Here is a 22,024-nt window from a genome sequence, read left to right on the forward strand (position 1 = left end):
GTTTTCAATGAACTTATATATCGTTGGGCACGTGACCCAAAGTATATTAACGTTTGGAGAATTGGAATTTCTTACGGGCTTTCTTCTGACCGAATTTCTTTCTTTCCACCATTCTTGGGTCTCTGGTCAATAGACCTTCTGGCTTAAGAATTCCTCTGTTCTCAATATCTATTTCGCACATTGCTCTGGACAAAGCCAAACGAACAGCTTCCGCCTGACCAGTGATTCCGCCACCGTAAACATTTACTTTTACGTCGTAGTTTCCGTCGGTCTCGGTCAAAGTAAAAGGTTGTTTTACTTTGTACTGCAATGTACCTGTGGTAAAGTAATCGTTAAGATCTCTTTTGTTTACTGTGATGTTTCCAGAACCTTCGGAAACATATACTCTAGCTACAGCAGTTTTTCTTCTGCCTATCTTATGAACCACTTCCATTATTTGTAGTCGTTTAAGTTTATTGCTTTTGGTTTTTGAGCCTCTTGCCCATGCTCGGCACCGGCATACACTTTAAGGTTTCTAAAAAGGTCGGCCCCAAGCTTGTTTTTTGGAAGCATTCCTTTTACAGAGTTCTCAATGATGCGCTCTGGGTGTTTTTCCAATACTTCTTTCGCTGAAGCGGAACGTTGTCCACCTGGATAACCAGTATATCTTTGATATTCCTTCTCGTCCCACTTGTTTCCGGTCATGTCGATTTTCTCGGCATTGATGACAATCACATTGTCTCCACAATCAACATGAGGGGTAAAGTTGGTCTTATATTTCCCTCTAAGTATTTTGGCTACTTTAGACGCCAATCTTCCTAAGGTCTGTCCTTCAGCATCAACCAATAACCATTGCTTGTCAACAGTAGATTTATTGGCGGAAATAGTTTTATAACTTAATGTATCCACTTCTCGAATATTATTGATTTAAATAACCTATCCCGATTAACGGGCTGCAAATGTACAATTATTAGATTGAATTACAAACGGTTGATCGGGAATATTTTTTCACTTTTTTGAAATTCAATCATCTTGGTTAAAAACCACTTTAAAAGATAGGAATCGGAATCGTTAAAAATAGTTAAAAAATATGCTAACTGTAACGCTCCGGATATTCCATGGTCTTTATCGTACCAATCAATCAAAAAACGAACACGTGAAAAACGCAGCACTGGTTTTCCTGACCCTATTCTTTATTTTTTCATCTCAAGCACAAGATTCCACTCAAGTCATCATCAAAAAAAAATATACGACCCAAGGATTGGGTGAATACGCAGCTCCAACCATCAATGGCATTCTTGAAGATGAAGCCTGGAACCTTGTGGAGTGGGGAGGCGATTATATCGAATCGCAGCCCGATGAGAATACACCGCCCTCGTATCAAACCCAATTTAAGATATTGTACGATAGCAAGAACCTTTATATAGGTGTACGTTGTTTTGATGATGAGCCCGATAAGATTGTGAAAAGGCTTTCCCGCAGGGATGGTTTTGATGGGGATTGGGTGGAGTTCAATATAGATAGTTATTTTGATAAACGGACCGCTTTCTCCTTTACCATTACCGCAGCAGGGGTTAAAGGGGATGAGTTTATTTCCAACAATGGTAACAATTGGGACCCGAGCTGGAACCCCATTTGGTACGCCAAGACTAATGTTGATGATGAGGGGTGGACGGCTGAGCTTCGCATCCCTTTGAGCCAGTTAAAATTTGGGAATGCAGAAGAGCAGGTTTGGGGGCTCCAGTCCACACGCCGCTTTTTTAGGAGCGAGGAACGTTCCCTCTGGCAACGCAAACCTGTAGATCAGCCCGGATGGGTGAGCGAGTTTGGTGAGCTGCATGGTTTAAAGAATATTCAACCGCAAAAACAGTTGGAGATTCAACCCTATACCGTGGCCAAAACGGAAACCTACGAAGCCGAGGAAGGAAACCCTTTTAGGGATGGTAGCGAAAGCAATATTACGGCAGGGCTTGATGCCAAGATAGGAATCACCAATGACCTTACCTTGGATTTGACCGTAAATCCGGATTTTGGTCAGGTAGATGCCGACCCCTCTGCCATTGCGCTGGATGGTTTCCAGATATTTTTTCAAGAGCGCCGTCCGTTTTTTGTGGAGAACAAGAACATTTTTGATTTTAGTGTTTCACAATCCGAGGCGGGCAACACCTTTGGGTCGGACAATGTTTTCTATTCCCGAAGAATAGGAAGAAGTCCCCAGGGGTATCCGGATACTGTTGATGGCGAGTTTGTGGATCAGCCCGATAATACCCCGATCATTGGTGCGGCCAAGTTTAGTGGCAAAACCAAGGATGGATGGGCCATAGGCGTTCTCGAAAGTGTTACTGCACAGCGAACGGCTACCATAATAAATGAAGAAGGACAGACTCGGAAGGAAATGGTGGAACCGCTTACCAACTATTTTGTAGGGAGATTGCAGAAGGATTTCAATGAAAGAAATTCATACATCGGAGGGATTTTTACGGCCACGAACCGGGAACAGATCCCCGAACAACTTAACTTCCTGCACGAAGCTGCTTATACGGGCGGACTTGATTTTAAGCATCAATGGGCCAACAGGGATTGGTATGTGGGAGGAAACCTGACCATGAGCCATGTTCGTGGCAGTGAGGATGCCATCACCAATACCCAACAATCCATTACACATTTGTTCGGTAGGGTAGATGCTGATCATGTTACCGTTGATACTACACGAACATCGCTGACAGGTACCGGCGGCAACGTCCAAATAGGTAAGATAGGCAACGGGCATTGGAAGTTTGAATCAGGCGCTACATGGCGTTCCCCTGAATTGGAACTGAACGATATCGGGTTTCAGCGCCAAGCGGATGATGTGCGTCACTACACTTGGATAGGGTACCAAACCCTAAAACCTGACAGTACCTTTAGGCGGGTGGGAATCAATTATAACCACTGGACAGCATGGGATTTTCAGGGCAACCATAATTATTTGCAGTTCAATACCAACAGTTGGCAAAACTGGAAAAATAATTATCAATCTAACATAGGGTTCAATATAGCACCGATTGAATATTCCAACTTTGCCCTACGGGGCGGCCCTAGGTTAAGGCAATCGCCATGGGCAAGTTTTTGGAACAACATCAGCACGGATTACCGGAAAAAATTACGCTTTTCTTTCTATCACCAAGGTAGAAAGGCGTTGGATAATTCAGTCAAAAACTATTATCTAGAGGGAGGGTTTGTGTACCAACCGATAAATGCCTTACGGGTTTCCGTGTTTCCTTCTTTGGACATCAATCATGATAAACTACAGTTCATTGATAATTTTGATGATGTAAATGGTTCACCAAGGTATTTGAATGGAAAAATAGACCAGCATACGTTGAGCATGTCCGTTCGGCTTAACTATACCATCAACCCCAATTTGACCATTCAGTATTGGGGGCAACCATTTATTTCCCGTGGACGCTATTCCAATTTTAAGCATATTACCGACCCTGTTGCCAAGGTTTTTGAGGATAGATTTGTACAATACACTTCGGAACAAACGAGTTTATCCGATGGCACTTATGCTATTGATGAGGACTTGGACGGTGTTACGGATTTTAGTTTTGATAATCCTGATTTTTCCTTTGTGCAGTTTCGTTCCAATTTGGTGATTCGATGGGAGTACATCCCGGGTTCGGAAATATTCTTGGTGTGGTCGCAAGATGTGTCACGAAGCGGTGACCCTACCAATGGACTGTTGTCCAGTTTGGGGGATAATATTTTTGGACAAAAGCCACAAAACATCTTTTTGTTGAAGGCTACGTATCGGTTTGTGCTATGATAAAAATATGAAGTAGTAAAAATACTACATCCTCAAGTTGTTCGTTTTGACAATAACATTTAAAACAAACTTCATGAAAAAGAATCTTTTTACACTTTTATTGGCAGCTATCCTTTTTGCATCTTGCTCTTCTGATGATGGGGGTGGTTCGGACAATGGTTCCATTGTTGGTACTTGGGATATTGTGGAATTAAATTTTGGAGAATCGGTTGATTGGGATGGTGATGGAACCTCATCCGATAATTTACTGGATGAAATAGAATGTTTTGCAGGTACGGTAACCTTTACTGCTGAAGGAGAATATTCATCTGCAACTACCGAAATCAATTTTGAAGCTACCGAAACGGAGTTTACAATAACTTGCGGTGGCCCCGTTACTGCATCAGGAACTTATAGCATTGATGGAAATACATTGACCGCCACTGATGCTGAAGATGGTGGAACAGGGGAATCTACATATAGTATCTCTGGAGACACAGTTACTTTTGTCGGCCCCGTGCAGATTGTTGATGTGGAAGCTGTTGACGGCGAAGCAACAGTTGTATTAGTTAGGAGGTAGTTAAGAAAACAACAACATTCATTAAGGCATTACTTGCTGTAATGCCTTAATGAGTGCTTCGTTTGCCTCTTTATCCCCAATCGTAATCCTCACTTTTCCAGGAGCGCCAAATTGCGAAACCGGTCGAACCATAATACCCTGTTCCATCATTTTGTCCGTGAATTCCATTTCGGGCAATGGTGGGTCAATAATAAAAAAGTTGGCTTGGCTCGGCCAATATTTGATGCCGAGTTCATCAAAAGCCTTGGCGATAAAAGTTCTGCCTTCCAATACGGTTTTCACGGTTTCGGCAATAAACTCGGTGTCGTTTAATGCCCCAATGGCAGCTTCAATGGATGTCAACGGTAGTAAAAACGGTTTGTGGATCAAGCGTACATAATTGGCAATGGTTGCCGTGGTATACCCATATCCGATGCGTTGCCCGGCCAATCCGTAGGTTTTTGAAAAACTGTTCAGTCCAACCACATTGTGCCCTGCCAAGACGTAAGGCAGTGCAGTAACATAATCTTCTGCATCCGCAAAGTGGCGGTAGACCTCATCAAAAACCACCACAATGTTTTTGGGAACACGTGCCATAAATTCGTCCATTACGGATTTAGGAATATAGGTGCCCGTAGGATTGTTGGGACTGGTCAAGAAAATGATTTTGGTCTTCTCCGTAATCGCGTTCAAGATGCCTTCCATATCCAAATGGTAGTTGGGAGCCAATAACGGAATGTCCACTTGGTTGGCACCATACCATCTCGAAAAAACGGAGTAGGGCAGAAAACAGGGGTTGGAAAAAATAACCTCGTCCCCTTCGTTGATGAAGGCCCGAAGCAGTATATCGATGACCTCAGAACCACTATTCCCGCACAAAAACTGGTCGGCGCTCAACTGGCCATCAAAATCTTGTACCAAGGCTTCACGTAAACGGATATCGGTCTGGTCGGGGTAGATGTCAATCTTGTCCAAAGCTGCTTTCATGGCCGCAACCGCCTTTGGCGATGCACCCAACGGATTCTCGTTGGAGGATAGTTTGTATATTTTTTTATGTGATGGTGGAATGTTTTTTCCACCTTTATATACTTCTTTCGGCACCAGATGTGGTTTGAAAATGGATTTTATGTCTTCTTGCATTTTTTAATTTGACTTCAAGTCAAGATTTTTATTAAATCTCTTCCTCCATATAAAATTCGGATAATACGTACATATCCACCCATCTTACGATAGAATATTACGTGTGATTTATACGGGAAACTGAACAGTTCATCCTTGATTTCTTTTCTTTCTATTCCGATATTGGGATTTTTGGCAATCACATCAAAGTGAGCGCTCATACCAATTAAATATGTAATTGCTTGAGAAGTGCCGAATTTGTATTCGCCATACTCAAAAATATGCTCAATGTCATTGTCAGCTTCTTGCGATAGGACATAGCCTTTTGTCATCCACTTTTCTTTGACTCGATAATATCCTGTACTGTCCTAGCACTATCGGGGCTGTTCCATCCTTTTTCTATTTCAGTTCTAAGGTCATCGATTACCTTGTTCCTGTATATTTTGTGAAGGCGTAGCGCATCACGGATAACCTCGCTATTGTTCTGGTATTCCCCAGAAGCAACTTGTTCGGTAATATATTCCTCCTGTTTTTTTGTAAAACTGATGTTCATCAAAGATTTATTTTTATTCAAAAATAAAAAATATGTCCATATTTAGCAAAAATGGACATAGGTAATCTATAAACTCTCCGAAAACAACAAATACGCCATTGCCTTTTCCGTATCACCCTCTTCCAATAACGCTTTGGCCAAGGTATGCAGTTCCGTTTTGGATTTATTTTTAACTCCATCAACCTCAATAACAGTTTTAATTGCTTCGGTAGTGGGCAATTGTTCCAAATTCCCCAATCGGCCCAAATTGTTGCCTGTGAGCACATCGCTTTCGCGAATTCCTTTCGGCAGTGCGTCCACCCCAATACCGTGGGTACGGATAGGCTTCGGAATCTCAAATAAGGACTCTTTTATGGCTCGGATGTACCAATTGCCTCCCATACGGCCCACCAAATCCAATTTTTCGGTGTCCAGCACATCGTCCGTTAAGTATTCATCATTGATGTGAATCATATCCACTTGGGCAATGATCAAGTTTCCTGCTCCCGGGGATTGTGCCAATTCAACAACCTCCAAAACCGTGCATTCGAAGGATACTGGAGCCTCGCCCACGCGTGGTGGTTTTACCTTTACGCTCGGTATTTCCGTAAAGCCCGCTTTCACGAATTCGTTGACCCCTTTATCGTAAGCCGTGCTGGAGAGCGACATCTGCTCCGCCATTTTGTGGTTCACCACATTGATGACCACTTCCGGCACTTCCACCACATTTTGATGCGTATGTTTCAAAGAATTGTCCCTGCCGCTTCGCGTTGGGGAAAACACCATCACGGGCGGATTGGAACTGAAGACATTAAAAAAACTGTACGGGCTCAAATTTACCTTGCCCTCGGCATCCACGGTGCTTGCAAAGCAAATCGGCCTTGGAGCCACCGCAGTGGACAAAATGGTATACAGTTCGGGTTGCGGTATTGTGGTTGGATCTATGGTTTTGATCATATTTTGGTTTTTTATCATTTCCACAAAGGTGGGAATCTCTAGTGGGTTTCCTATGTCATTCCCGTGAAAGAATCCATTTAAATTTTAAATCTGGGTGACTGAGCGGAGTCGAAGCCACCATTCAGTAGCTCCATTTCGCTCAGCCACCAAAATTATTTGGCAGGCAACACTTTAGTGGTCACTTCGCCAAATCCGACCCTAATATCGCCATTTTGAGCGTAACCTCGCATCGTCACCGTATCGCCATCTTCAATAAATTTTCGTTCGCTTCCATCATTTAGTTTGATGGGTTTTGTACCGCCCCAGGACAGTTCCAACATAGAACCAAAACTGTTTTCTTCCTTCCCTGAAATGGTTCCGGAAGCCATCATATCCCCAATGTTGATGTTGCAGCCATTTACCGTATGGTGCGCCAATTGCTGGGCCATATTCCAGTACATATGTTTAAAGTTGCTCAGGCAAACGGTGGTTTCCTCACCTTTTTCTGGTTGGATACCGACTTCTAGATTGATGTCATAATTCTTGTTGCCCTCAAATTGCAAATACGGCAATACTTCGGGTTCTTGTTTGGGTCCTGCCAGTTTGAAAGATTCCAAAGCTTCCAAAGTAACTACCCACGGAGATATAGAAGATGCGAAATTCTTGGCCAAAAACGGGCCAAGCGGCACATACTCCCATTTTTGGGTATCCCGAGCCGACCAATCGTTGAACAATACCAGCCCGAAGATATAATCCTCGGCATTCTTGGTGGAAACGGATTCGCCCAATGTCGTCTCTTTTCCGCAAATGAATCCCATTTCCAATTCAAAATCCAAACGTCGCGTAGGACCAAAAACGGGAGCCTCTGCGTCGTTGGGTTTTGTTTGACCTTTTGGACGATGAATGGGTTGTCCGCTCACGATAATGGAACTTGCCCTGCCGTGGTAGCCCACTGGAATGTGTTTCCAATTGGGCAAAAGAGCATTTTCAGGGTCACGGAACATTTTACCCACATTGGTCGCGTGCTCTAAACTTGAATAAAAATCCGTGTAATCACCTATGGCAACGGGCATATGCATCTGGGCTTCGGATTGCTTCACGAAGAGCTCTGGCTTTCCGGCCAAAACTGACTCGTCATCCTTTAACCAATACTGAATCTTTTTGCGTACTCGTGTCGTGATTTCCTTCCCAAGGGAAATAAAGTCGTTCAAGGTGTCTTTTTCCAGTAGCGCCGTGTTAAAGTCGAACACATCCAGTTCCGCTACGGCGGCCAAATCCAAAATATGTTCGCCAACGGCAACACCTACTCGCGGACTTCTATCCTTGGTGGAAAAAATCCCGAAGGGGATATTGTGAATCGAAAAATCTGAGTTTTCAGGTATATCTATAATCATTGAATGGTATCTCTGTCATTCCTGCACTTCGGCTTTGCTCAGCATTAACTCCGGCAGGAATCTTTTTGAATTTTGAATTCCGTACGGGTACTGAGCGTAGTCGAAGTACCCGTACGGAATGACAACTTTGTTGACTTACTCCAACCACGATTTGTAATACTTGCCATCATCAATTTTGAGGGCATTCTCCGTAACCTGCAAGGGCTTGAATGTATCGATCATCACGGCCAACTCCTCTGTGCCCTTTTTTCCGATACTTGCCTCATAAGTACCAGGGTGCGGTCCGTGCGGAATCCCTGCTGGGTGCAATGAGATGTAACCTGGACCAATTCCCTTGCGGCTCATAAAATCACCATCCACGTAGTACAGTACTTCGTCCGAATCAATATTGGAATGGTTGTACGGCGCTGGAATGGATTTTGGGTGATAATCATACAGTCTGGGGCAGAACGAGCAAACTACAAAAGCACCGGTCTCAAAGGTTTGGTGAACTGGAGGCGGTTGATGAATGCGTCCCGTAATCGGTTCAAAATTATGGATGGAAAATCCGTAAGGGAAGTTATAACCGTCCCAACCGACTACATCAAAAGGGTGCGAGGCATATACCAATTGGTGCAACATTCCCTGTTTTTTGATTTTCATCAAAAATTCTCCTTTTTCATCAAAAGTTTGAAGGTCTTGTGGCAATTTGTAGTCGCGCTCACAAAAAGGGGAGTGTTCCAAAAGTTGTCCGAACCAGTTTCGATAGCGTTTTGGGGTATAAATAGGATGAAAGGACTCGGCGTACAGAATACGGTTATCCTCCGTGTCAAATTCTATTTGATAAATCATCCCACGGGGAATGATGAGGTAATCGCCATATTCAAACGGAATGTTGCCCAAAAAGGTCTTCAAAGTTCCAGACCCTTTGTGGATAAAAAGCATTTCATCGGCATCGGCATTTTTATAAAAATAGTCCGTGACGGATTTTCTTGGTGCGGCCAAACCTACGTGAACGTCGTTGTTCACCAAAAGCGGTTCGCGCGATTCCAAAAAATCGTCTTTGGGGGCCACATCAAAACCAATGAACTTTCGGCTGGTGATATTCTTTTCCACCGCAATTTTTGGACTCACGTCCAAGGCCTTTCCTATTTCCTTGACCTGCGTAGGTCGGTGAACGTGATAGGAAAGCGATGACATTCCATCAAATCCGATGGTGCCGAAGAGCTGCTCGTAGTAGAGGCTTCCATCTGGCTTCTCGAATTGGGTATGCCGTTTTTGCGGAATTTTCCCGAGTTTATGATAAATAGGCATTTTTTCTCAGTTTTTGAGTTTAAAGTTATGAGTTATGAGTCTGAAATTCAATAACCCATAACTCAACCCTCGTAACTATGATTAGTGCAATGTGCCTCGAAGCTCTTGCTCACGCTCTATGGCTTCGAACAATGCTTTAAAGTTACCTTTTCCAAACGACTGTGCGCCCTTTCTTTGAATAATTTCGAAGAACATCGTTGGTCTTGGTTCTACTGGTTTTGTGAAGATTTGCAACAAGTACCCTTCGTCATCACGGTCCACCAAGATGCCCAATTCCTTCAATGGGGCAATGTCCTCGTCAATTTCGCCTACACGGTCGGTAACTGCATCGTAATAGGTTGATGGAACTCTTAGGAACTCCACACCGCGACTTCTGAGGTCGCGAACTGTTTTAATGATGTCATCTGTAGCCACGGCAATATGCTGAACACCTTCGTCTTCGTAAAAATCCAAATATTCTTCTACCTGCGATTTTTTCTGGCCTTCGGCCGGCTCGTTGATCGGGAATTTGATTCTCCCGTTTCCGTTGCTCATCACTTTGCTCATCAAAGCGGTGTATTCGGTGGAAATGTCTTTGTCATCAAACGAAAGGATATTCTTGAACCCCATTACATCTTCATAGAATTTCACCCAATGGTTCATTTTGTTCCATCCCACGTTGCCCACCATATGGTCCACGAATTTTAGACCGGTAGGCTCCGGATTATAGTCGGGCGTCTCCCATTTTTTGTAGCCTGGAAGGAAGATGCCATTGTAATCTTTGCGTTCCACGAAAATATGGACGGTTTCACCATAGGTGTAGATTCCGGCGCGAACCACTTTACCATCCTTGTCCTCTTCAACTTTGGGTTCCATATAAGATTTTGCACCGCGTTCCATGGCATTGTTGTAGGCTTGCGTGGCATCTTCCACCCAAAGTGCTACAACTTTCACCCCGTCACCGTGCTTGTCTATATGTTTTCCTATCTCGGTTCCACTTTTTAGGGGGGAAGTAAGCACCAATCGGATTTTATCCTGCACCACCACATAGCTCTCCCGGTCGCGTAGGCCGGTTTCCAGACCTGCCTGGGCATAAGATTGAAAACCAAAGGCGGTTTTGTAAAAGTGTGCGGCCTGTTTGGAATTGCCCACATACAATTCAATGTAATCGGTCCCGTTGATGGGCATAAAATCTTCGGAAGTATTCGATTCTTTTGGAAGTGTTGACGTCTCCATAATTTATTTTGATTTTTATTGTTCAGTTTTATTTTGTTGCATCAACAACAAAAATAATAAATTTGAGACACGAAAGCGATTTCTGTAACAGAAATTTGAGTTAAAATTGATGCCGCTACGGAACATCATATCCGTCTGAACAGGAATCCCTATTTTTGTGGCTATTCTTTTAAAAAATGCTCAGTCGTATAGATGAAATACAAGGGATGGGGTTCCATTTGGATTTGGTGCTCCGTAAGATTCAAAAGGCGTATTTGCGCAAATTTGATGAGCTTGGTGTGGACACGACCATTGAGCAATGGGTGATCCTGTATCAAATCCATCAATTGGGAGATGATGCCAGTCAGCGCGACATTGTGAACGAGAACTTTCGCAACCGTGCCACCACTTCGAGGGTAATTGGTGGACTGGAAAAAAAAGGTTGGATTTCCAAGACCCGTTTTGATGGGGATCAAAAGCGTTTTAAACTGGAACTGACCCCAAAAGGACAGGAAATTCTTGACCTCACACTTCCCAGTGCATTGGCCTTAAGAAAATTGGCCATAAAAGATGTGGATCCATCAGAATTTGAAACCTTTTTGAGGGTATTGGACAAAATGGGGGAGAACTACGAGGAAAATCAGCCCCAATAATCGAACGCCAGTTTGGTGATGGTGGCCAACCCGATGAACAGAATAAAAATCAAACTCAGTTTGCGGAACTTTTCCTGGGGAATGTAATGCAGTATCTTTTTCCCCAAATAGGTGCCTATCAATCCAATCGCGAACAAAAATGGCAGGTACATCAACTCTTGCTTTCCAATGTAGCCATTTCCGTAGTAGACAAAGGTTCGGGAGAAATCAATCATAAAATCTATGAAAGCCGAGGTAGCGATAAAGGCACTCTTCTCCAAATTGAAGGCGGCCATGGTCAATCCTCGAATGGCACCGCCCGTACCCAAAAGTCCTGCGGAAAAACCAGACAATGACCCTCCGATGATGGAATTTTTTTTGTTGGGAAGAATGACGATTTCACTTTTGATGAGGAACAACAAACTGAAAACCACAAGGAAAACCCCCAACACAATTTCAAGGATGGCACTATCGGCTATTTTTGATAGAAATCCCCCAATAATGACAAATAGCACCGACGGAACACCGATATAGAGCAACAGTTTTTTGTCCAGCCCTTTCTTGAAAAGAAATATTTTGCTGAGGTTACTGGAGAGGTGAAAGATGGCCGTCATTCCCAGAACGGAGTAAAAATCAAAGTAAAAATTCCCCAGAGGCACAAAAAATACCGACGAGCCAAACCCGCCAATGGTACCGATGATTTCCGCGACCAAGGCCAAGAGCAGAAAAATGTAATTGACTTTCATACCTCTGAAAGATAGCTTGGTAATTTATTTGAATACAGATTTTATGTCATTTTAACCAAAAATAATCTTAAAATTAGGTTTTTGGGTTAATGGAGCATATAAACTGGACAATCTATTGGACGCGGAGATAGGAAAACTGCTGCAACTTTGTACCCGTATAACTTTAGATATACAATTGCTATGAAAAAGAATATGTTTTACCCAACAATATGGTCGACAGCTCCTTACACGCCTAATGTAATAGCGGATTGGGATGGTTCCGACTCAAAAATTACCGAATTGATCCTGAAAAATGAGGCGGCCACATCGCTCAACGTTTCCGAAATGCACTTGAACATTACTAAGTTCTCGGCTGTGGATGAGCAGGGCAATGAGCATTTTATTATTGATTTTCCCGGCCAGAACCCGGTTACCCTTAAAGGCATTGCCTCTGGAAACTTCATCCGTTCCAAAAGCGTGCTATCTCTGCCCGAAGGGAAATATGTTGCGCTGCGCTTTTATATGGCGGAGTGGGGCAACCAGTTTGTTTATCACGATGGATTGACCGAGTCCGCAAACTCGTTCAACCGTTTGGATTTTCCGATTGAGGATGGCTTTAAGGTAGAAAAAAATAACGCCCCCGAAGTTAAATTGTGGTTTGACTTTGCTCCCTACCAGTGGAAGCGACACTTTAAACCGCTTACGGATTTGTTTATGGGGAGCAAAAGTCAAAAACCACGTTTGGCCAATAGTTTTGGCCATTGATCATTATGCTATGAAAAGGAATGGAAAAGGCACCGATCGGTGCCTTTTTTAATTGTGTGCCATACTTTCTAGAGTTGTGCCCTGATAGAAATTGTTCAAAATTGATTCCATTTCCTCCTTACCGTTTGCAATACGACCTATTCTGTTCCAAAGTTCATCATCTAGTAGAACTTTGAGGGGCTGTTGCTGTTTGGTGATGTTGCCAAATACCTTTTTGATCTTGTTGTCCCAAACCTTGTAGTATTTAAGTAGGTCGTCGGGGTAGACGATTTTACGGCGGGTTCCTTCATCGGCAGCCCGGAAAGGCAGGGGAATGTTGAGGTAACCGTAGTCGTCCGTTAGTTGTTCCCCAGGCTGAATGTCCCTTATGGCGATTTCAAAATCGTATGCAGTGGTCAAACAGTTGGAATTGAAACTGTGGTTCACGTACCGCCCATTGTCCCAGCACAACACATAGTTGCCCTTGTTGTTCCGAAAAGTGTAGGTATCCAAAATATTCTGGTAAATGGGAGACATTTGTTGTAGTTCAAAAGGTGTGAACTCCCGGTCCAATTGATCAAGCACCCATGTGATGGTGCCTGCGGGAATTAGTTTGGTGGCCACCACACCGTAGCCGATTTCATTGCTTATAAAGCGTAATTCTGTATCTGGGTGAATCATTTTATACCTATTAAAAATTGATTGAAGGTATAAAATTGTTTGATCTGTTGATGTGTTTTTTTTTGGATAAAGATTACATATAAGTATATGAAAAACAAATATTTAATAATCCGAATATTCAGTGGGGTAGAGGAACCACATATCAATATGCGACATGTTGTTTTTGTATTTGGGCATGGCGATAAGTTTTTTCCACTCGGGAGAATTTATAAAGGCGTCCCAATGCTTGTTTCGGGCATCCATGTCGGCATGGGTGGTCATGTACATTAAGTTGGGCATGTTGGCACCGGAAAGTACCTCGCCATAAAACACGGCCTGAAAGTCCAATCTGTCAAAAAGTGGGATTTCGCCCCCGGCGTTGAACATATCCACTTTGTTGCGGTAGTATTTTTCAGTGGCGGACTCGTAACTCCGAAGTTCATAAACGCGTTCCAACCTGGGATTGTCCAAATCGGGAACCTCCATTTTGGGCATATCCGGGAAGGCTTTCAGGATAATGGATTGGATGCGGGTATAAGGTGGGTTATCAAAACTGGCATCGATGTATTCGCTTCCAGCGGTCGTATATGTCTGGTCTTCCAAAAGTTGATTTTCCAGCTCTTGGAACTGCAGTAAACTTTCAAATGGTATCAAAACAAATATTTTTTGGATGGTGTCCGTTTCTGAGATACGGGATTTAAACACCCCGACTTTATCGATTCCTTGTTTTTTAACGGCCGGTAGAAAGGCGTTTTTCAGGTAATTGTCCGTTGTGGCAATCTGGTCTTCGGAACTGAAGGAATAGATTTTAAGCTGATAGAATTCCCTTTGGTCTTCTGTGATTTCTGCTGTTTCAGTGGTTTCCTTTGTTTCGGGGGTAGGATTACCACAGCTTGTTATGACTAAAGTGACGAAAAGCAAAAGAAGTTGGATGGTTTTCATGGTATGCAGTTGAATTTGATGATGTTGAAAGGTGTCAAAAACGACGTCTCAAGATACGGATTTATTTAGTCTGCCAGGTTTTGTTTTTTGAAGCTAAAGCAATCAAACCTAATGTGGACCTCAATATTGCTAAACTATGGCGAAGTACAGCAAAACTGCAACAACACGATGATGGGGAGAATGATTTTGGAGGGTTTCATTTTTTAGACAAGCAAGATTGAGTTTGAAAATAAAATATTTAGTGCTTGATTAATTTTTATAATCAAAGTCTAGTTCAAAAGCTTGATTGATAGAATCAATATTTTTTATCACATAAGTAAGCTCTCCTTTTTCAAATGCCTTCTCACCCATATAGTCAATGGGTTGGATAAAATATTTTCTATCCTTAACATCAAAAAATCTTACAAAGCCATAGTGAAATGCCGACTTCACATTAGTCCATTCTGTTTGGGCTCGTGTCCCAAGATAGTCATAGGTCAAAACAGTATCAGGTAAGCCAATGGTTATGTTCTTTAATTCAAATTCTGACTGATTGTGAAGTTTAAATTTTAAAAATTCATTGTCGTCAATATGAGAGAAGTCATAAATAATTGGTAATTGAAACTTTTTTTCGTTTTTCTTAGTTACAAAGTGAAATTGCATTCCCCAACCATTGTCAAATGCCAGAACCCCATATTCTTTATTAAAAAGTAGAGGGCCCATTCCGTCAGGAATGGGTTCGGTTTCATATTTGTCAAATACTGATTCTTCAACAAGATATTTTTTCTCTTTCAAGTAAAATTGCTCTGGCCCAAAGTATATTTTGTCTTGGTGCTTTAGATACTGAAAACTCATGCTTTTAGTTGAATCTACTAAATTTTCATATCGGTATTTTATTAAACTATCACTCTCTACTCTGGTCAACTCTATCTGATTTTCTCTAACCATTTCTTCAAAATCAAAGACAACAAGCTTTCTTGATTCAATAGAAACAATATCATTTTTGGATTTACACCCAATTAATATGAAAAGACATAAGTAAAGATACTTTCTCAAAACAGAATAGTAAAATTATTATCAATGCGCCTCCAACCAATTCTCACCAATCCCTACTTCCACATCCAACGGCACGGAGAGTTTGTAGGCGTGCTCCATTTCCGATTTAATGAGTTCTTTCATTTCTTCCAACTCGGGTTTGTAGCAATCGAACACCAATTCATCGTGCACCTGTAGCAACATCTTGGTCTTGTAGTTGCCTTCGGAAAGCTTTTTATGGATGTTGATCATCGCAATTTTGATAATGTCCGCCGCACTTCCCTGTATCGGCGCATTCACCGCGTTGCGTTCCGCAGCTCCGCGCACCACTTGGTTCCCTGCATTAATATCTTTTAAATATCTGCGACGGCCCAGTACCGTTTGCACATAGCCGTTATCACGGGCAAAATCTACCAGTTCGCTCATGTAATTGCGCAATTTTGGGTAGGTTTTGTAATAAGTGTCAATGAGTTCCTTGGCTTCGGCACGTGTCAAATCCGTTTGATTGCTCAACCCAAAGGCCGATACCCCGTAAATAATCCCAAAGTTCACCGTTTTGGCGTTGCTACGCTGTTCGCGGGTCACTTTATCAATCGGCACGTTGAACACCCTTGATGCGGTGGAAGCGTGAATGTCCTCTCCATTCTTAAAGGCCGAAATCATCGTGTCCTCTTCGCTTAATGCGGCAATGATACGCAATTCAATCTGGGAGTAATCCGCGGCCAAGAGCACATAATTTTCATCCCGCGGGATGAACGCCTTCCGCACTTGTCGTCCCCGCTCGGTACGGATGGGAATATTTTGAAGGTTTGGATTGTTGCTGCTCAAACGGCCCGTAGCGGCCACGGTCTGCATGTAATCCGTATGAACCCGGCCTGTTTTTTTCTGGACCTCGTTGGGCAAGGCATCCACGTAGGTGCTCTTTAATTTGGCCAATCCCCGGTAATCCAATACATTCTTTATAATTTCATGGTCCTTCGCCAAGTAGGACAACACATCTTCCGAAGTGGAAAACTGGCCTGTTTTGGTCTTTTTCGGTTTGTCCACCAGTTTTAACTTGCCAAATAGGATGTCGCCCAATTGTTTGGGAGAGGCAATATTGAATTCCTCGCCAGCATCTTCATAGATTTTCTTCTCCAGTTCCGCAATATCGGTCTCAAGTGCGGCCGATAGATCGTTTAGGTAACTTTCGTTCAAATTGATGCCCTCCAGTTCCATGTCCGCCAGTACGCGAAGCAATGGGATTTCTATATCCGAAAACAGTTTATCCGTATGGGCATCTTTGAGTTCCGGGGTAAATTTCAACCCTAATTGAAAGGTGATATCGGCATCCTCCACCGCATATTCCGTTTGTTTTTCCAAAGGAACATCGCGCATACTGAGTTGGTTCTTGCCCTTTTTACCTATAAGTTCGGTAATGGAAATGGGCGTGTAATTGAGATAAGTTTCCGCAAGTACGTCCATGTTATGCCGCATATCCGGGTTGATGAGGTAGTGGGCCAGCATGGTATCGAACAATCGTCCCTTCACTTCCACACCATAATTTTTCATCACTTTGATATCGTACTTCAAGTTTTGCCCCACTTTTTCAATGTCTTCCGATTCAAAGAACGGACGTAGTTTTTCAATCAGTGGTTGTGCATCGTTCCTGTTGTCGGGGAAGGGCACATAGAACCCTTTGCCGGGCGACCAGCTAAATGCAATTCCTACCAACTCCGCCTCCAAAGGATTAAGGGAAGTGGTCTCCGTATCAAAACATACCGAAGGTTGTTTCATCAATAGTTCCAAAAAGAGCTCCATGCCCAATCCTTCCTGTACATTCTGGTAAAGATGCGGCACATCGCCGATGGTCATACGGCTGTTCACATCCTTAAGGGTCGCTGCGGCCTCGGTTGGGTCGCCACCGAACAAGGTAAATTGACCACTACCGGCCACTTTTGCTTCTTCTTTGGCCGTTTTTGTGCTGGTTACTTGAGTGGTGGCTTCGGCCTCTTCCGTAAACAGTTTGATGAATTGGTCCTTCAACCTGCGAAATTCGAGTTCCTCAAATATCTCTTGGACCTTTTCGGCATCGGGAGGACACATTTCGTAATCTTCGGCCTCAAACTTTACATCACAATCGGTCTTGATTTCGGCCAATTTTCTGGACAACCTTCCCAATTCGGCATTTTCCTCTACCTTCTCCTTCATTTTGCCCTTGAGTTGGTCCGTATTGGCCAACAGTCCTTCCATGGAATCGAACTGCTCGATAAATTTTTTTGCGGTCTTATCGCCAACCCCGGGCAATCCTGGAATATTGTCACTGGCATCGCCCATCATCCCCAAGTAATCGATTACCTGTTCGGGGCGCTTAACGCCAAAGCGCTTTTGTACTTCGGGAATGCCCCAGATCTCTATACCGTTGCCCATTCTAGCAGGACGGTACATAAAAATGTTTTCGCTGACCAACTGACCAAAATCCTTATCGGGCGTTACCATAAAAACTTTATAGTTTTCCTTTTCGGCCTGTTTGGCCACAGTTCCAATAAGGTCATCCGCTTCGTAACCTTCCAGTTCTACGATCGGGATTTTCATGGCCTGTAAAATTTGTTGGATATAGGGCACCGCAATGCGGATGGCATCGGGTGTTTCATCGCGGTTGGCTTTGTATTCTTCGAACATTTCGGTGCGTTCCACACTACCGCCTTTGTCAAACGCAACGGCCAAATGGTCGGGCTGTTCCCGTTTGATCACATCAAAAAGGGAGTTCATAAAACCCATGATCGCTGAAGTGTCCATTCCCTTGGAATTTATCCTTGGGTTTTTGATAAGGGCGTAGTAACCACGAAAAATAAGCGCGTAGGCGTCCAGTAGGAATAGTCTTTTTTGGTCAGACATTTTATATTTTTTTGAAGTACAAAGTTAGAAGTACGAGTTTTTAAATGTACGAATTGCTGTTGAAAAGATGTGAGATTCTAGATGTGAGATTTGAGACTGTTTTTTAGAACGAGGAGCAAAGAGTCAAGAACCAAGATAAATGAGTCAAAAAGTCTTGATTCTTGTTTCCAACAGCGCAGCAGTCTTATGTCTATCATCTATTCGTAAAAACTAATGACTTCCCGGTTGTGGTGTCCATTATCGGAATACTCTCGATAGGTAAATCCGGGATGCACACAATAACCACCGGTTTCCCCATTTTTGTTGATGGCCAAGAACCCGATCTGGAAATCTTTTCGGCCTTCATTTTTCTTCATGATGCGTTTTACGCCTTCCTCACACGCTTCTTGTGGACTTTTCCCTTGACGCATCAGTTCAACGATCAAAAAACTGCCCACGGTACGAATCACTTCTTCGCCAACTCCAGTTGCGGTGGCTCCGCCCACTTCGTTATCAATGAACAGCCCGGCGCCGATAATGGGGGAGTCCCCGACACGACCGGCAACTTTGTAGGCCATCCCACTTGTAGTGCACGCTCCGGCAATGTCCCCGTTGTCATCGATCGCCAACATGCCAATGGTATCATGGTTTTCTATATTGATGGTGGTCTCGTATTTGGATGTTTTCAACCACTCCTCATATTGTTTTCGTGTGCTTTCCGTCAGCAGGTCCTCTTTTTTAAAACCCTGTTCGTAGGCAAACTTCTCCGCGCCCTTGCCCGCCAAAATAATATGGGGCGTTTCCTCCATTACCTTACGGGCCACGGAAACCGGATGAACAATATTTTCCATACAGACCACAGAACCACAATTGCCGTCCTTATCCATGATACAGGCATCCAAGGTCACGTTTCCATCGCGGTCCGGTCGACCGCCCTTGCCCACAGTTTCGTTGGTTTCGTCGGCTTCCTCAACCCTAACGCCTTGCTCCACGGCATCTAGGGCATTACCTCCCGATTTTAGGACTTCCCAAGCCTTTTCGGAAGCATTAAAAAAGTTCCAAGTACACACCACAATCGGTTTTATGGGATTGGGGGCAGGAGTTGTTGTTGCGGCTGTTGCTTCTTCGGGCTTTGGTTCCGTTTTACAGGCGATCAATGTGGAGGCGGAAACCAGTCCTGCTGCGGACAGACTGGAATTTTTAAGGAATTTGCGTCGTTCCATGGGTTGGTATGTTTAATTTTAAGGGCTATAAATATACAATATGCTGGTAGAAGTTTGTGCCAATTCCTTGGAATCGGCAAGGAACGCCGAGAGGGCGGGAGCAGATAGGATCGAACTTTGTTCGGAACTTGGTGTTGGAGGCATTACCCCGTCCGCTGGACTGATTCAATCCGTAAAGAGGGAATTGACCATCCCCATCCACATTTTGATTCGCCCCAGAGGTGGACATTTTACCTATTCCGATGCTGAATTCGAAGTAATGAAAGCCGATATTTTGGCCTGCAAGGCCTTGGGTGTACATGGCGTTGTTTCCGGAATTTTGATGGAGGATTTTTCCGTGGATGTGGAAAGAACAAAAGAGCTGGTGGTGCTGGCAAAACCAATGCACTTTACGTTTCACCGAGCGTTTGATTGGGTGGCCGAGCCCGTGGAGGCCATCAAACAACTTGAAGAGCTTGGTGTACAGACTATTCTGACTTCTGGTGCCGAACCATCAGCAGAAAAAGGAATCAATAATTTGGGTGATTGGCAAGAACAAACATCAATGACTATAATGGCAGGTGGCAGTGTTTCGCCCAAGAATGCATCAAAATTTAAGGAAATTGGACTAAGGGCCATTCATTGTTCTGGCACTTCCTTTGGAAACCGAGTGGCTTTGGAAGGGAAAATCACAATGAATTCCGCAAAGCATTTGGTGGAGGATGCGGTGGCCGTTTCAGATGAGGAAACGATTCGGTCTGTTGTCAAAGCCGTTAAATAATAGTAAAAGGTTCTACATAATAGTAGATTAGCCCTAATTTTGTAAAAAAATTGTATGTCCCGATTTATCATTTTGGCAATTTTGTATGTGGTGTTGGCCGTTTATGGCTTTCAGGCATTCCGTACCTTGTTCAAAAGTCCGTTGATGCATTGGGCTTACATTATCCTTTTTTTAGGGGCACTGGTGTTTTTGACCATCAAAGTTATGACCTACGACCCCGGTGATGGGTTCAAGGGAACCGCGGCCATTGCAGGAACCATTTTTGCTTCTTTCTTTTTGTTGGCCTTGGTGTTGGGCTTCTTTTTGATATTGGAAGATATCGTGCGGGTATTGGCTTTTGGCTATAATAAAATTGTAGGGGTTTCCAATCCCGATGCGGGTTATTTGCCCTCGCGCAGAAAATTTATAAGTGGGATTGCCCTAGGTTTGGCGGCATTGCCATTTGGAGCGTTATTGTACGGAATGTACCGTGGAAAATACAATTATCAGGTGCTCAAATATGAACTGGAGTTTGATGATCTGCCGGATGCCTTCCACAACTATCAAATTACCCAAATTTCCGATGTGCACAGCGGTAGTTTTGATGATTTCAAGAAAGTGGAGTATGGGGTAAACCTTGTGAATGAACAGAAGAGCGATGTGATTTTCTTTACCGGCGATATCGTGAACAACAGGTCCGAGGAACTGGAACCGTGGAAGGAGATTTTTTCCCGTTTGGATGCCAAGGATGGGGTGTATTCCATTTTGGGGAATCACGATTATGGGGATTATGCCGTTTGGGATACCGAAGAAGAGAAAGCACAGAACCTCGAGGATTTAAAGATCATGCAAAGGGATATGGGCTTTGATCTATTGCTTAATTCCAATCGCTTTTTGGAAAAGGATGGTCAAAAGATTGCTTTGGTCGGAGTGGAGAATTGGGGCAGGGGCGGCTTTAAAAAGGCAGGTGACCTGCAAAAGGCCAAAGCGGGCATTTCCCAAGACGATTTTAAGATATTGCTGAGTCACGATCCATCCCATTGGGAGGATGTGGTGATCCACGATGATTACCATTTTCATTTGACCCTGAGCGGACACACCCACGGTATGCAGTTTGGCGTTGAGATTCCAGGTTGGGTAAAGTGGAGTCCCATAAAATGGCGATATAAATATTGGGCCGGTATTTATAAGGAAATGGAGCAGTTCATCAACGTGAACAGAGGATTTGGATTTATAGGATACCCGGGCCGTTTTGGGATTTGGCCGGAGATATCTGTCATCACTTTGAAGAAGAAGGGATTGGCTTAAGTTTTCACTTTGATTGGCTAAAGCGTTGCAAGGCTGTAAAAAAATTCACATTTTTTCTTACTTTTGACTGTAAACCTTAGAATACATGTCCAAATTCGGAGAACTTATAGATTTACAAGTCCCAGTTTTATTAGACTTTTATGCGGAATGGAACGAGCAGTCTACCTCAATGCATCCTGTATTGCGTGATGTTGCCGCCGCCCTTGGCGACAAGGGAAAGGTCATAAAAATTGACGTGGACAAGAACAAGGAACTTTCGCAGGCACTCCGTATTAAGGGGTTGCCCACTTTAATGATCTACAAAAAAGGAGAGATGGTCTGGCGCCAAAGTGGAGAGCAGGACGCCAATACGCTCATCGGCATTTTAAACGAATATATTCAATAAAAA

The 22,024-nt window shown here is 43.5% G+C and carries 22 protein-coding genes; 7 read left to right on the forward strand and 15 right to left on the reverse strand.

Translation table 11 applies throughout. The features are described from left to right. Positions 1 to 46: 46 nt before the first annotated feature. Together rpsI and rplM are read right to left on the reverse strand one after the other, a co-directional pair. On the reverse strand, positions 47 to 433 hold the full coding sequence (gene rpsI / locus GVT53_RS20520) for a 30S ribosomal protein S9 (RefSeq protein ID WP_166250303.1): 387 nt from the start codon (positions 431 to 433) through the stop codon (positions 47 to 49). Beyond that, entirely contained in the window at positions 433 to 888 is a 456-nt protein-coding gene (gene rplM / locus GVT53_RS20525) for a 50S ribosomal protein L13 (RefSeq protein WP_166250304.1), read from the reverse strand. Before rplM ends, rpsI begins: the two co-directional genes overlap by 1 nt. A 247-nt stretch (positions 889 to 1,135) precedes the next feature. Here rplM and GVT53_RS20530 point away from each other — a divergent pair, with 247 nt between their 5' ends. Together GVT53_RS20530 and GVT53_RS20535 are read left to right on the forward strand one after the other, a co-directional pair. Continuing rightward, positions 1,136 to 3,787, forward strand: coding sequence for a DUF5916 domain-containing protein (locus tag GVT53_RS20530; protein WP_166250305.1), 2,652 nt, complete (start codon positions 1,136 to 1,138; stop codon positions 3,785 to 3,787). 73 nt (positions 3,788 to 3,860) lie between these two features. Further along, positions 3,861 to 4,346 carry a lipocalin family protein gene (locus GVT53_RS20535; RefSeq protein ID WP_166250306.1) on the forward strand — a complete coding sequence of 162 codons (486 nt, stop codon included), beginning with the start codon at positions 3,861 to 3,863 and terminating at the stop codon, positions 4,344 to 4,346. 21 nt (positions 4,347 to 4,367) lie between these two features. Here GVT53_RS20535 and GVT53_RS20540 read toward each other — a convergent pair whose 3' ends face one another. The 7 genes from GVT53_RS20540 to hppD form a co-directional block, all read right to left on the reverse strand. After that, positions 4,368 to 5,465, reverse strand: coding sequence for a pyridoxal phosphate-dependent aminotransferase (locus GVT53_RS20540; RefSeq protein ID WP_166250307.1), 1,098 nt, complete (start codon positions 5,463 to 5,465; stop codon positions 4,368 to 4,370). Positions 5,466 to 5,479: 14 nt separating this feature from the next. Beyond that, positions 5,480 to 5,776 (reverse strand): type II toxin-antitoxin system RelE/ParE family toxin, encoded by a 297-nt coding sequence (locus GVT53_RS20545; protein WP_166250308.1) that lies wholly within the window; start codon positions 5,774 to 5,776, stop codon positions 5,480 to 5,482. Beyond that, entirely contained in the window at positions 5,773 to 5,997 is a 225-nt protein-coding gene (locus GVT53_RS20550) for a type II toxin-antitoxin system ParD family antitoxin (protein WP_166250309.1), read from the reverse strand. The genes GVT53_RS20545 and GVT53_RS20550 overlap by 4 nt, the downstream gene beginning before the upstream one ends. Positions 5,998 to 6,063: 66 nt before the next feature. After that, positions 6,064 to 6,933 (reverse strand): flavin reductase family protein, encoded by an 870-nt coding sequence (locus GVT53_RS20555; RefSeq protein WP_166250310.1) that lies wholly within the window; start codon positions 6,931 to 6,933, stop codon positions 6,064 to 6,066. Between the two features lie 152 nt (positions 6,934 to 7,085). After that, on the reverse strand, positions 7,086 to 8,306 hold the full coding sequence (gene fahA / locus GVT53_RS20560) for a fumarylacetoacetase (protein ID WP_166250311.1): 1,221 nt from the start codon (positions 8,304 to 8,306) through the stop codon (positions 7,086 to 7,088). A gap of 135 nt (positions 8,307 to 8,441) precedes the next feature. After that, a complete protein-coding gene (locus GVT53_RS20565; protein ID WP_166250312.1) occupies positions 8,442 to 9,599 on the reverse strand; it encodes a homogentisate 1,2-dioxygenase in 1,158 nt (385 codons plus the stop codon). 81 nt (positions 9,600 to 9,680) lie between these two features. After that, positions 9,681 to 10,814: a 4-hydroxyphenylpyruvate dioxygenase gene (gene hppD / locus GVT53_RS20570; protein ID WP_166250313.1), complete on the reverse strand. Its 1,134-nt coding sequence runs from the start codon at positions 10,812 to 10,814 to the stop codon at positions 9,681 to 9,683. 176 nt (positions 10,815 to 10,990) lie between these two features. On the opposite strand from hppD, the gene GVT53_RS20575 reads away from it, so the two are divergent. After that, entirely contained in the window at positions 10,991 to 11,446 is a 456-nt protein-coding gene (locus GVT53_RS20575) for a MarR family winged helix-turn-helix transcriptional regulator (RefSeq protein WP_166250314.1), read from the forward strand. On the opposite strand, the gene GVT53_RS20580 is transcribed toward GVT53_RS20575, so the two are convergent. After that, complete coding sequence (locus GVT53_RS20580; protein WP_166250315.1) at positions 11,434 to 12,171, reverse strand: sulfite exporter TauE/SafE family protein; 738 nt, start codon at positions 12,169 to 12,171, stop codon at positions 11,434 to 11,436. The two genes, GVT53_RS20575 and GVT53_RS20580, sit on opposite strands and share 13 nt — an antisense overlap. 180 nt (positions 12,172 to 12,351) lie before the next feature. Here GVT53_RS20580 and GVT53_RS20585 point away from each other — a divergent pair, with 180 nt between their 5' ends. Then, positions 12,352 to 12,915, forward strand: coding sequence for a hypothetical protein (locus GVT53_RS20585; protein ID WP_166250316.1), 564 nt, complete (start codon positions 12,352 to 12,354; stop codon positions 12,913 to 12,915). A 48-nt stretch (positions 12,916 to 12,963) separates the two neighbouring features. On the opposite strand, the gene GVT53_RS20590 is transcribed toward GVT53_RS20585, so the two are convergent. The 5 genes from GVT53_RS20590 to GVT53_RS20610 all read right to left on the reverse strand — a co-directional run bounded on the left by GVT53_RS20590 (position 12,964) and on the right by GVT53_RS20610 (position 19,589). Further along, entirely contained in the window at positions 12,964 to 13,575 is a 612-nt protein-coding gene (locus GVT53_RS20590; protein ID WP_166250317.1) for an SET domain-containing protein, read from the reverse strand. A gap of 102 nt (positions 13,576 to 13,677) precedes the next feature. Then, the gene (locus tag GVT53_RS20595) at positions 13,678 to 14,496 is read right to left on the reverse strand and encodes an NIPSNAP family protein (protein ID WP_166250318.1); all 819 of its coding nucleotides are present in this window, start codon (positions 14,494 to 14,496) and stop codon (positions 13,678 to 13,680) included. Positions 14,497 to 14,745: 249 nt separating this feature from the next. After that, positions 14,746 to 15,531, reverse strand: coding sequence for a hypothetical protein (locus GVT53_RS20600; RefSeq protein WP_166250319.1), 786 nt, complete (start codon positions 15,529 to 15,531; stop codon positions 14,746 to 14,748). A 21-nt stretch (positions 15,532 to 15,552) separates the two neighbouring features. After that, positions 15,553 to 18,387 (reverse strand): DNA polymerase I, encoded by a 2,835-nt coding sequence (gene polA, locus GVT53_RS20605; RefSeq protein ID WP_166250320.1) that lies wholly within the window; start codon positions 18,385 to 18,387, stop codon positions 15,553 to 15,555. Positions 18,388 to 18,584: 197 nt separating this feature from the next. After that, positions 18,585 to 19,589: an isoaspartyl peptidase/L-asparaginase family protein gene (locus tag GVT53_RS20610; RefSeq protein WP_166250321.1), complete on the reverse strand. Its 1,005-nt coding sequence runs from the start codon at positions 19,587 to 19,589 to the stop codon at positions 18,585 to 18,587. Between the two features lie 40 nt (positions 19,590 to 19,629). Between GVT53_RS20610 and GVT53_RS20615 the strand changes: the two genes are divergently transcribed. From GVT53_RS20615 to GVT53_RS20625, 3 genes are all read left to right on the forward strand, one after another. After that, positions 19,630 to 20,349: a copper homeostasis protein CutC gene (locus GVT53_RS20615; RefSeq protein ID WP_166250322.1), complete on the forward strand. Its 720-nt coding sequence runs from the start codon at positions 19,630 to 19,632 to the stop codon at positions 20,347 to 20,349. A gap of 54 nt (positions 20,350 to 20,403) precedes the next feature. Next, on the forward strand, positions 20,404 to 21,636 hold the full coding sequence (locus GVT53_RS20620) for a metallophosphoesterase (protein WP_166250323.1): 1,233 nt from the start codon (positions 20,404 to 20,406) through the stop codon (positions 21,634 to 21,636). A gap of 85 nt (positions 21,637 to 21,721) precedes the next feature. Next, a complete protein-coding gene (locus tag GVT53_RS20625; protein ID WP_166250324.1) occupies positions 21,722 to 22,021 on the forward strand; it encodes a thioredoxin family protein in 300 nt (99 codons plus the stop codon). The last annotated feature ends 3 nt before the right edge of the window (positions 22,022 to 22,024 follow it).

The organism is Flagellimonas oceani (genome assembly GCF_011068285.1).
Classification (GTDB): domain Bacteria; phylum Bacteroidota; class Bacteroidia; order Flavobacteriales; family Flavobacteriaceae; genus Flagellimonas; species Flagellimonas oceani.

Bases quoted from the DNA above. Each gene is read 5' to 3' on its own strand.
- rpsI (WP_166250303.1), bottom strand. From the start codon at position 433: ATGGAAGTGGTTCATAAGATAGGCAGAAGAAAAACTGCTGTAGCTAGA.
- GVT53_RS20535 (WP_166250306.1), top strand. From the start codon at position 3,861: ATGAAAAAGAATCTTTTTACACTTTTATTGGCAGCTATCCTTTTTGCA.
- GVT53_RS20540 (WP_166250307.1), bottom strand. From the start codon at position 5,465: ATGCAAGAAGACATAAAATCCATTTTCAAACCACATCTGGTGCCGAAA.
- GVT53_RS20545 (WP_166250308.1), bottom strand. From the start codon at position 5,776: ATGACAAAAGGCTATGTCCTATCGCAAGAAGCTGACAATGACATTGAG.
- GVT53_RS20550 (WP_166250309.1), bottom strand. From the start codon at position 5,997: ATGAACATCAGTTTTACAAAAAAACAGGAGGAATATATTACCGAACAA.
- GVT53_RS20555 (WP_166250310.1), bottom strand. From the start codon at position 6,933: ATGATCAAAACCATAGATCCAACCACAATACCGCAACCCGAACTGTAT.
- fahA (WP_166250311.1), bottom strand. From the start codon at position 8,306: ATGATTATAGATATACCTGAAAACTCAGATTTTTCGATTCACAATATC.
- GVT53_RS20565 (WP_166250312.1), bottom strand. From the start codon at position 9,599: ATGCCTATTTATCATAAACTCGGGAAAATTCCGCAAAAACGGCATACC.
- hppD (WP_166250313.1), bottom strand. From the start codon at position 10,814: ATGGAGACGTCAACACTTCCAAAAGAATCGAATACTTCCGAAGATTTT.
- GVT53_RS20575 (WP_166250314.1), top strand. From the start codon at position 10,991: ATGCTCAGTCGTATAGATGAAATACAAGGGATGGGGTTCCATTTGGAT.
- GVT53_RS20580 (WP_166250315.1), bottom strand. From the start codon at position 12,171: ATGAAAGTCAATTACATTTTTCTGCTCTTGGCCTTGGTCGCGGAAATC.
- GVT53_RS20585 (WP_166250316.1), top strand. From the start codon at position 12,352: ATGAAAAAGAATATGTTTTACCCAACAATATGGTCGACAGCTCCTTAC.
- GVT53_RS20590 (WP_166250317.1), bottom strand. From the start codon at position 13,575: ATGATTCACCCAGATACAGAATTACGCTTTATAAGCAATGAAATCGGC.
- GVT53_RS20595 (WP_166250318.1), bottom strand. From the start codon at position 14,496: ATGAAAACCATCCAACTTCTTTTGCTTTTCGTCACTTTAGTCATAACA.
- polA (WP_166250320.1), bottom strand. From the start codon at position 18,387: ATGTCTGACCAAAAAAGACTATTCCTACTGGACGCCTACGCGCTTATT.
- GVT53_RS20610 (WP_166250321.1), bottom strand. From the start codon at position 19,589: ATGGAACGACGCAAATTCCTTAAAAATTCCAGTCTGTCCGCAGCAGGA.
- GVT53_RS20615 (WP_166250322.1), top strand. From the start codon at position 19,630: ATGCTGGTAGAAGTTTGTGCCAATTCCTTGGAATCGGCAAGGAACGCC.
- GVT53_RS20620 (WP_166250323.1), top strand. From the start codon at position 20,404: ATGTCCCGATTTATCATTTTGGCAATTTTGTATGTGGTGTTGGCCGTT.
- GVT53_RS20625 (WP_166250324.1), top strand. From the start codon at position 21,722: ATGTCCAAATTCGGAGAACTTATAGATTTACAAGTCCCAGTTTTATTA.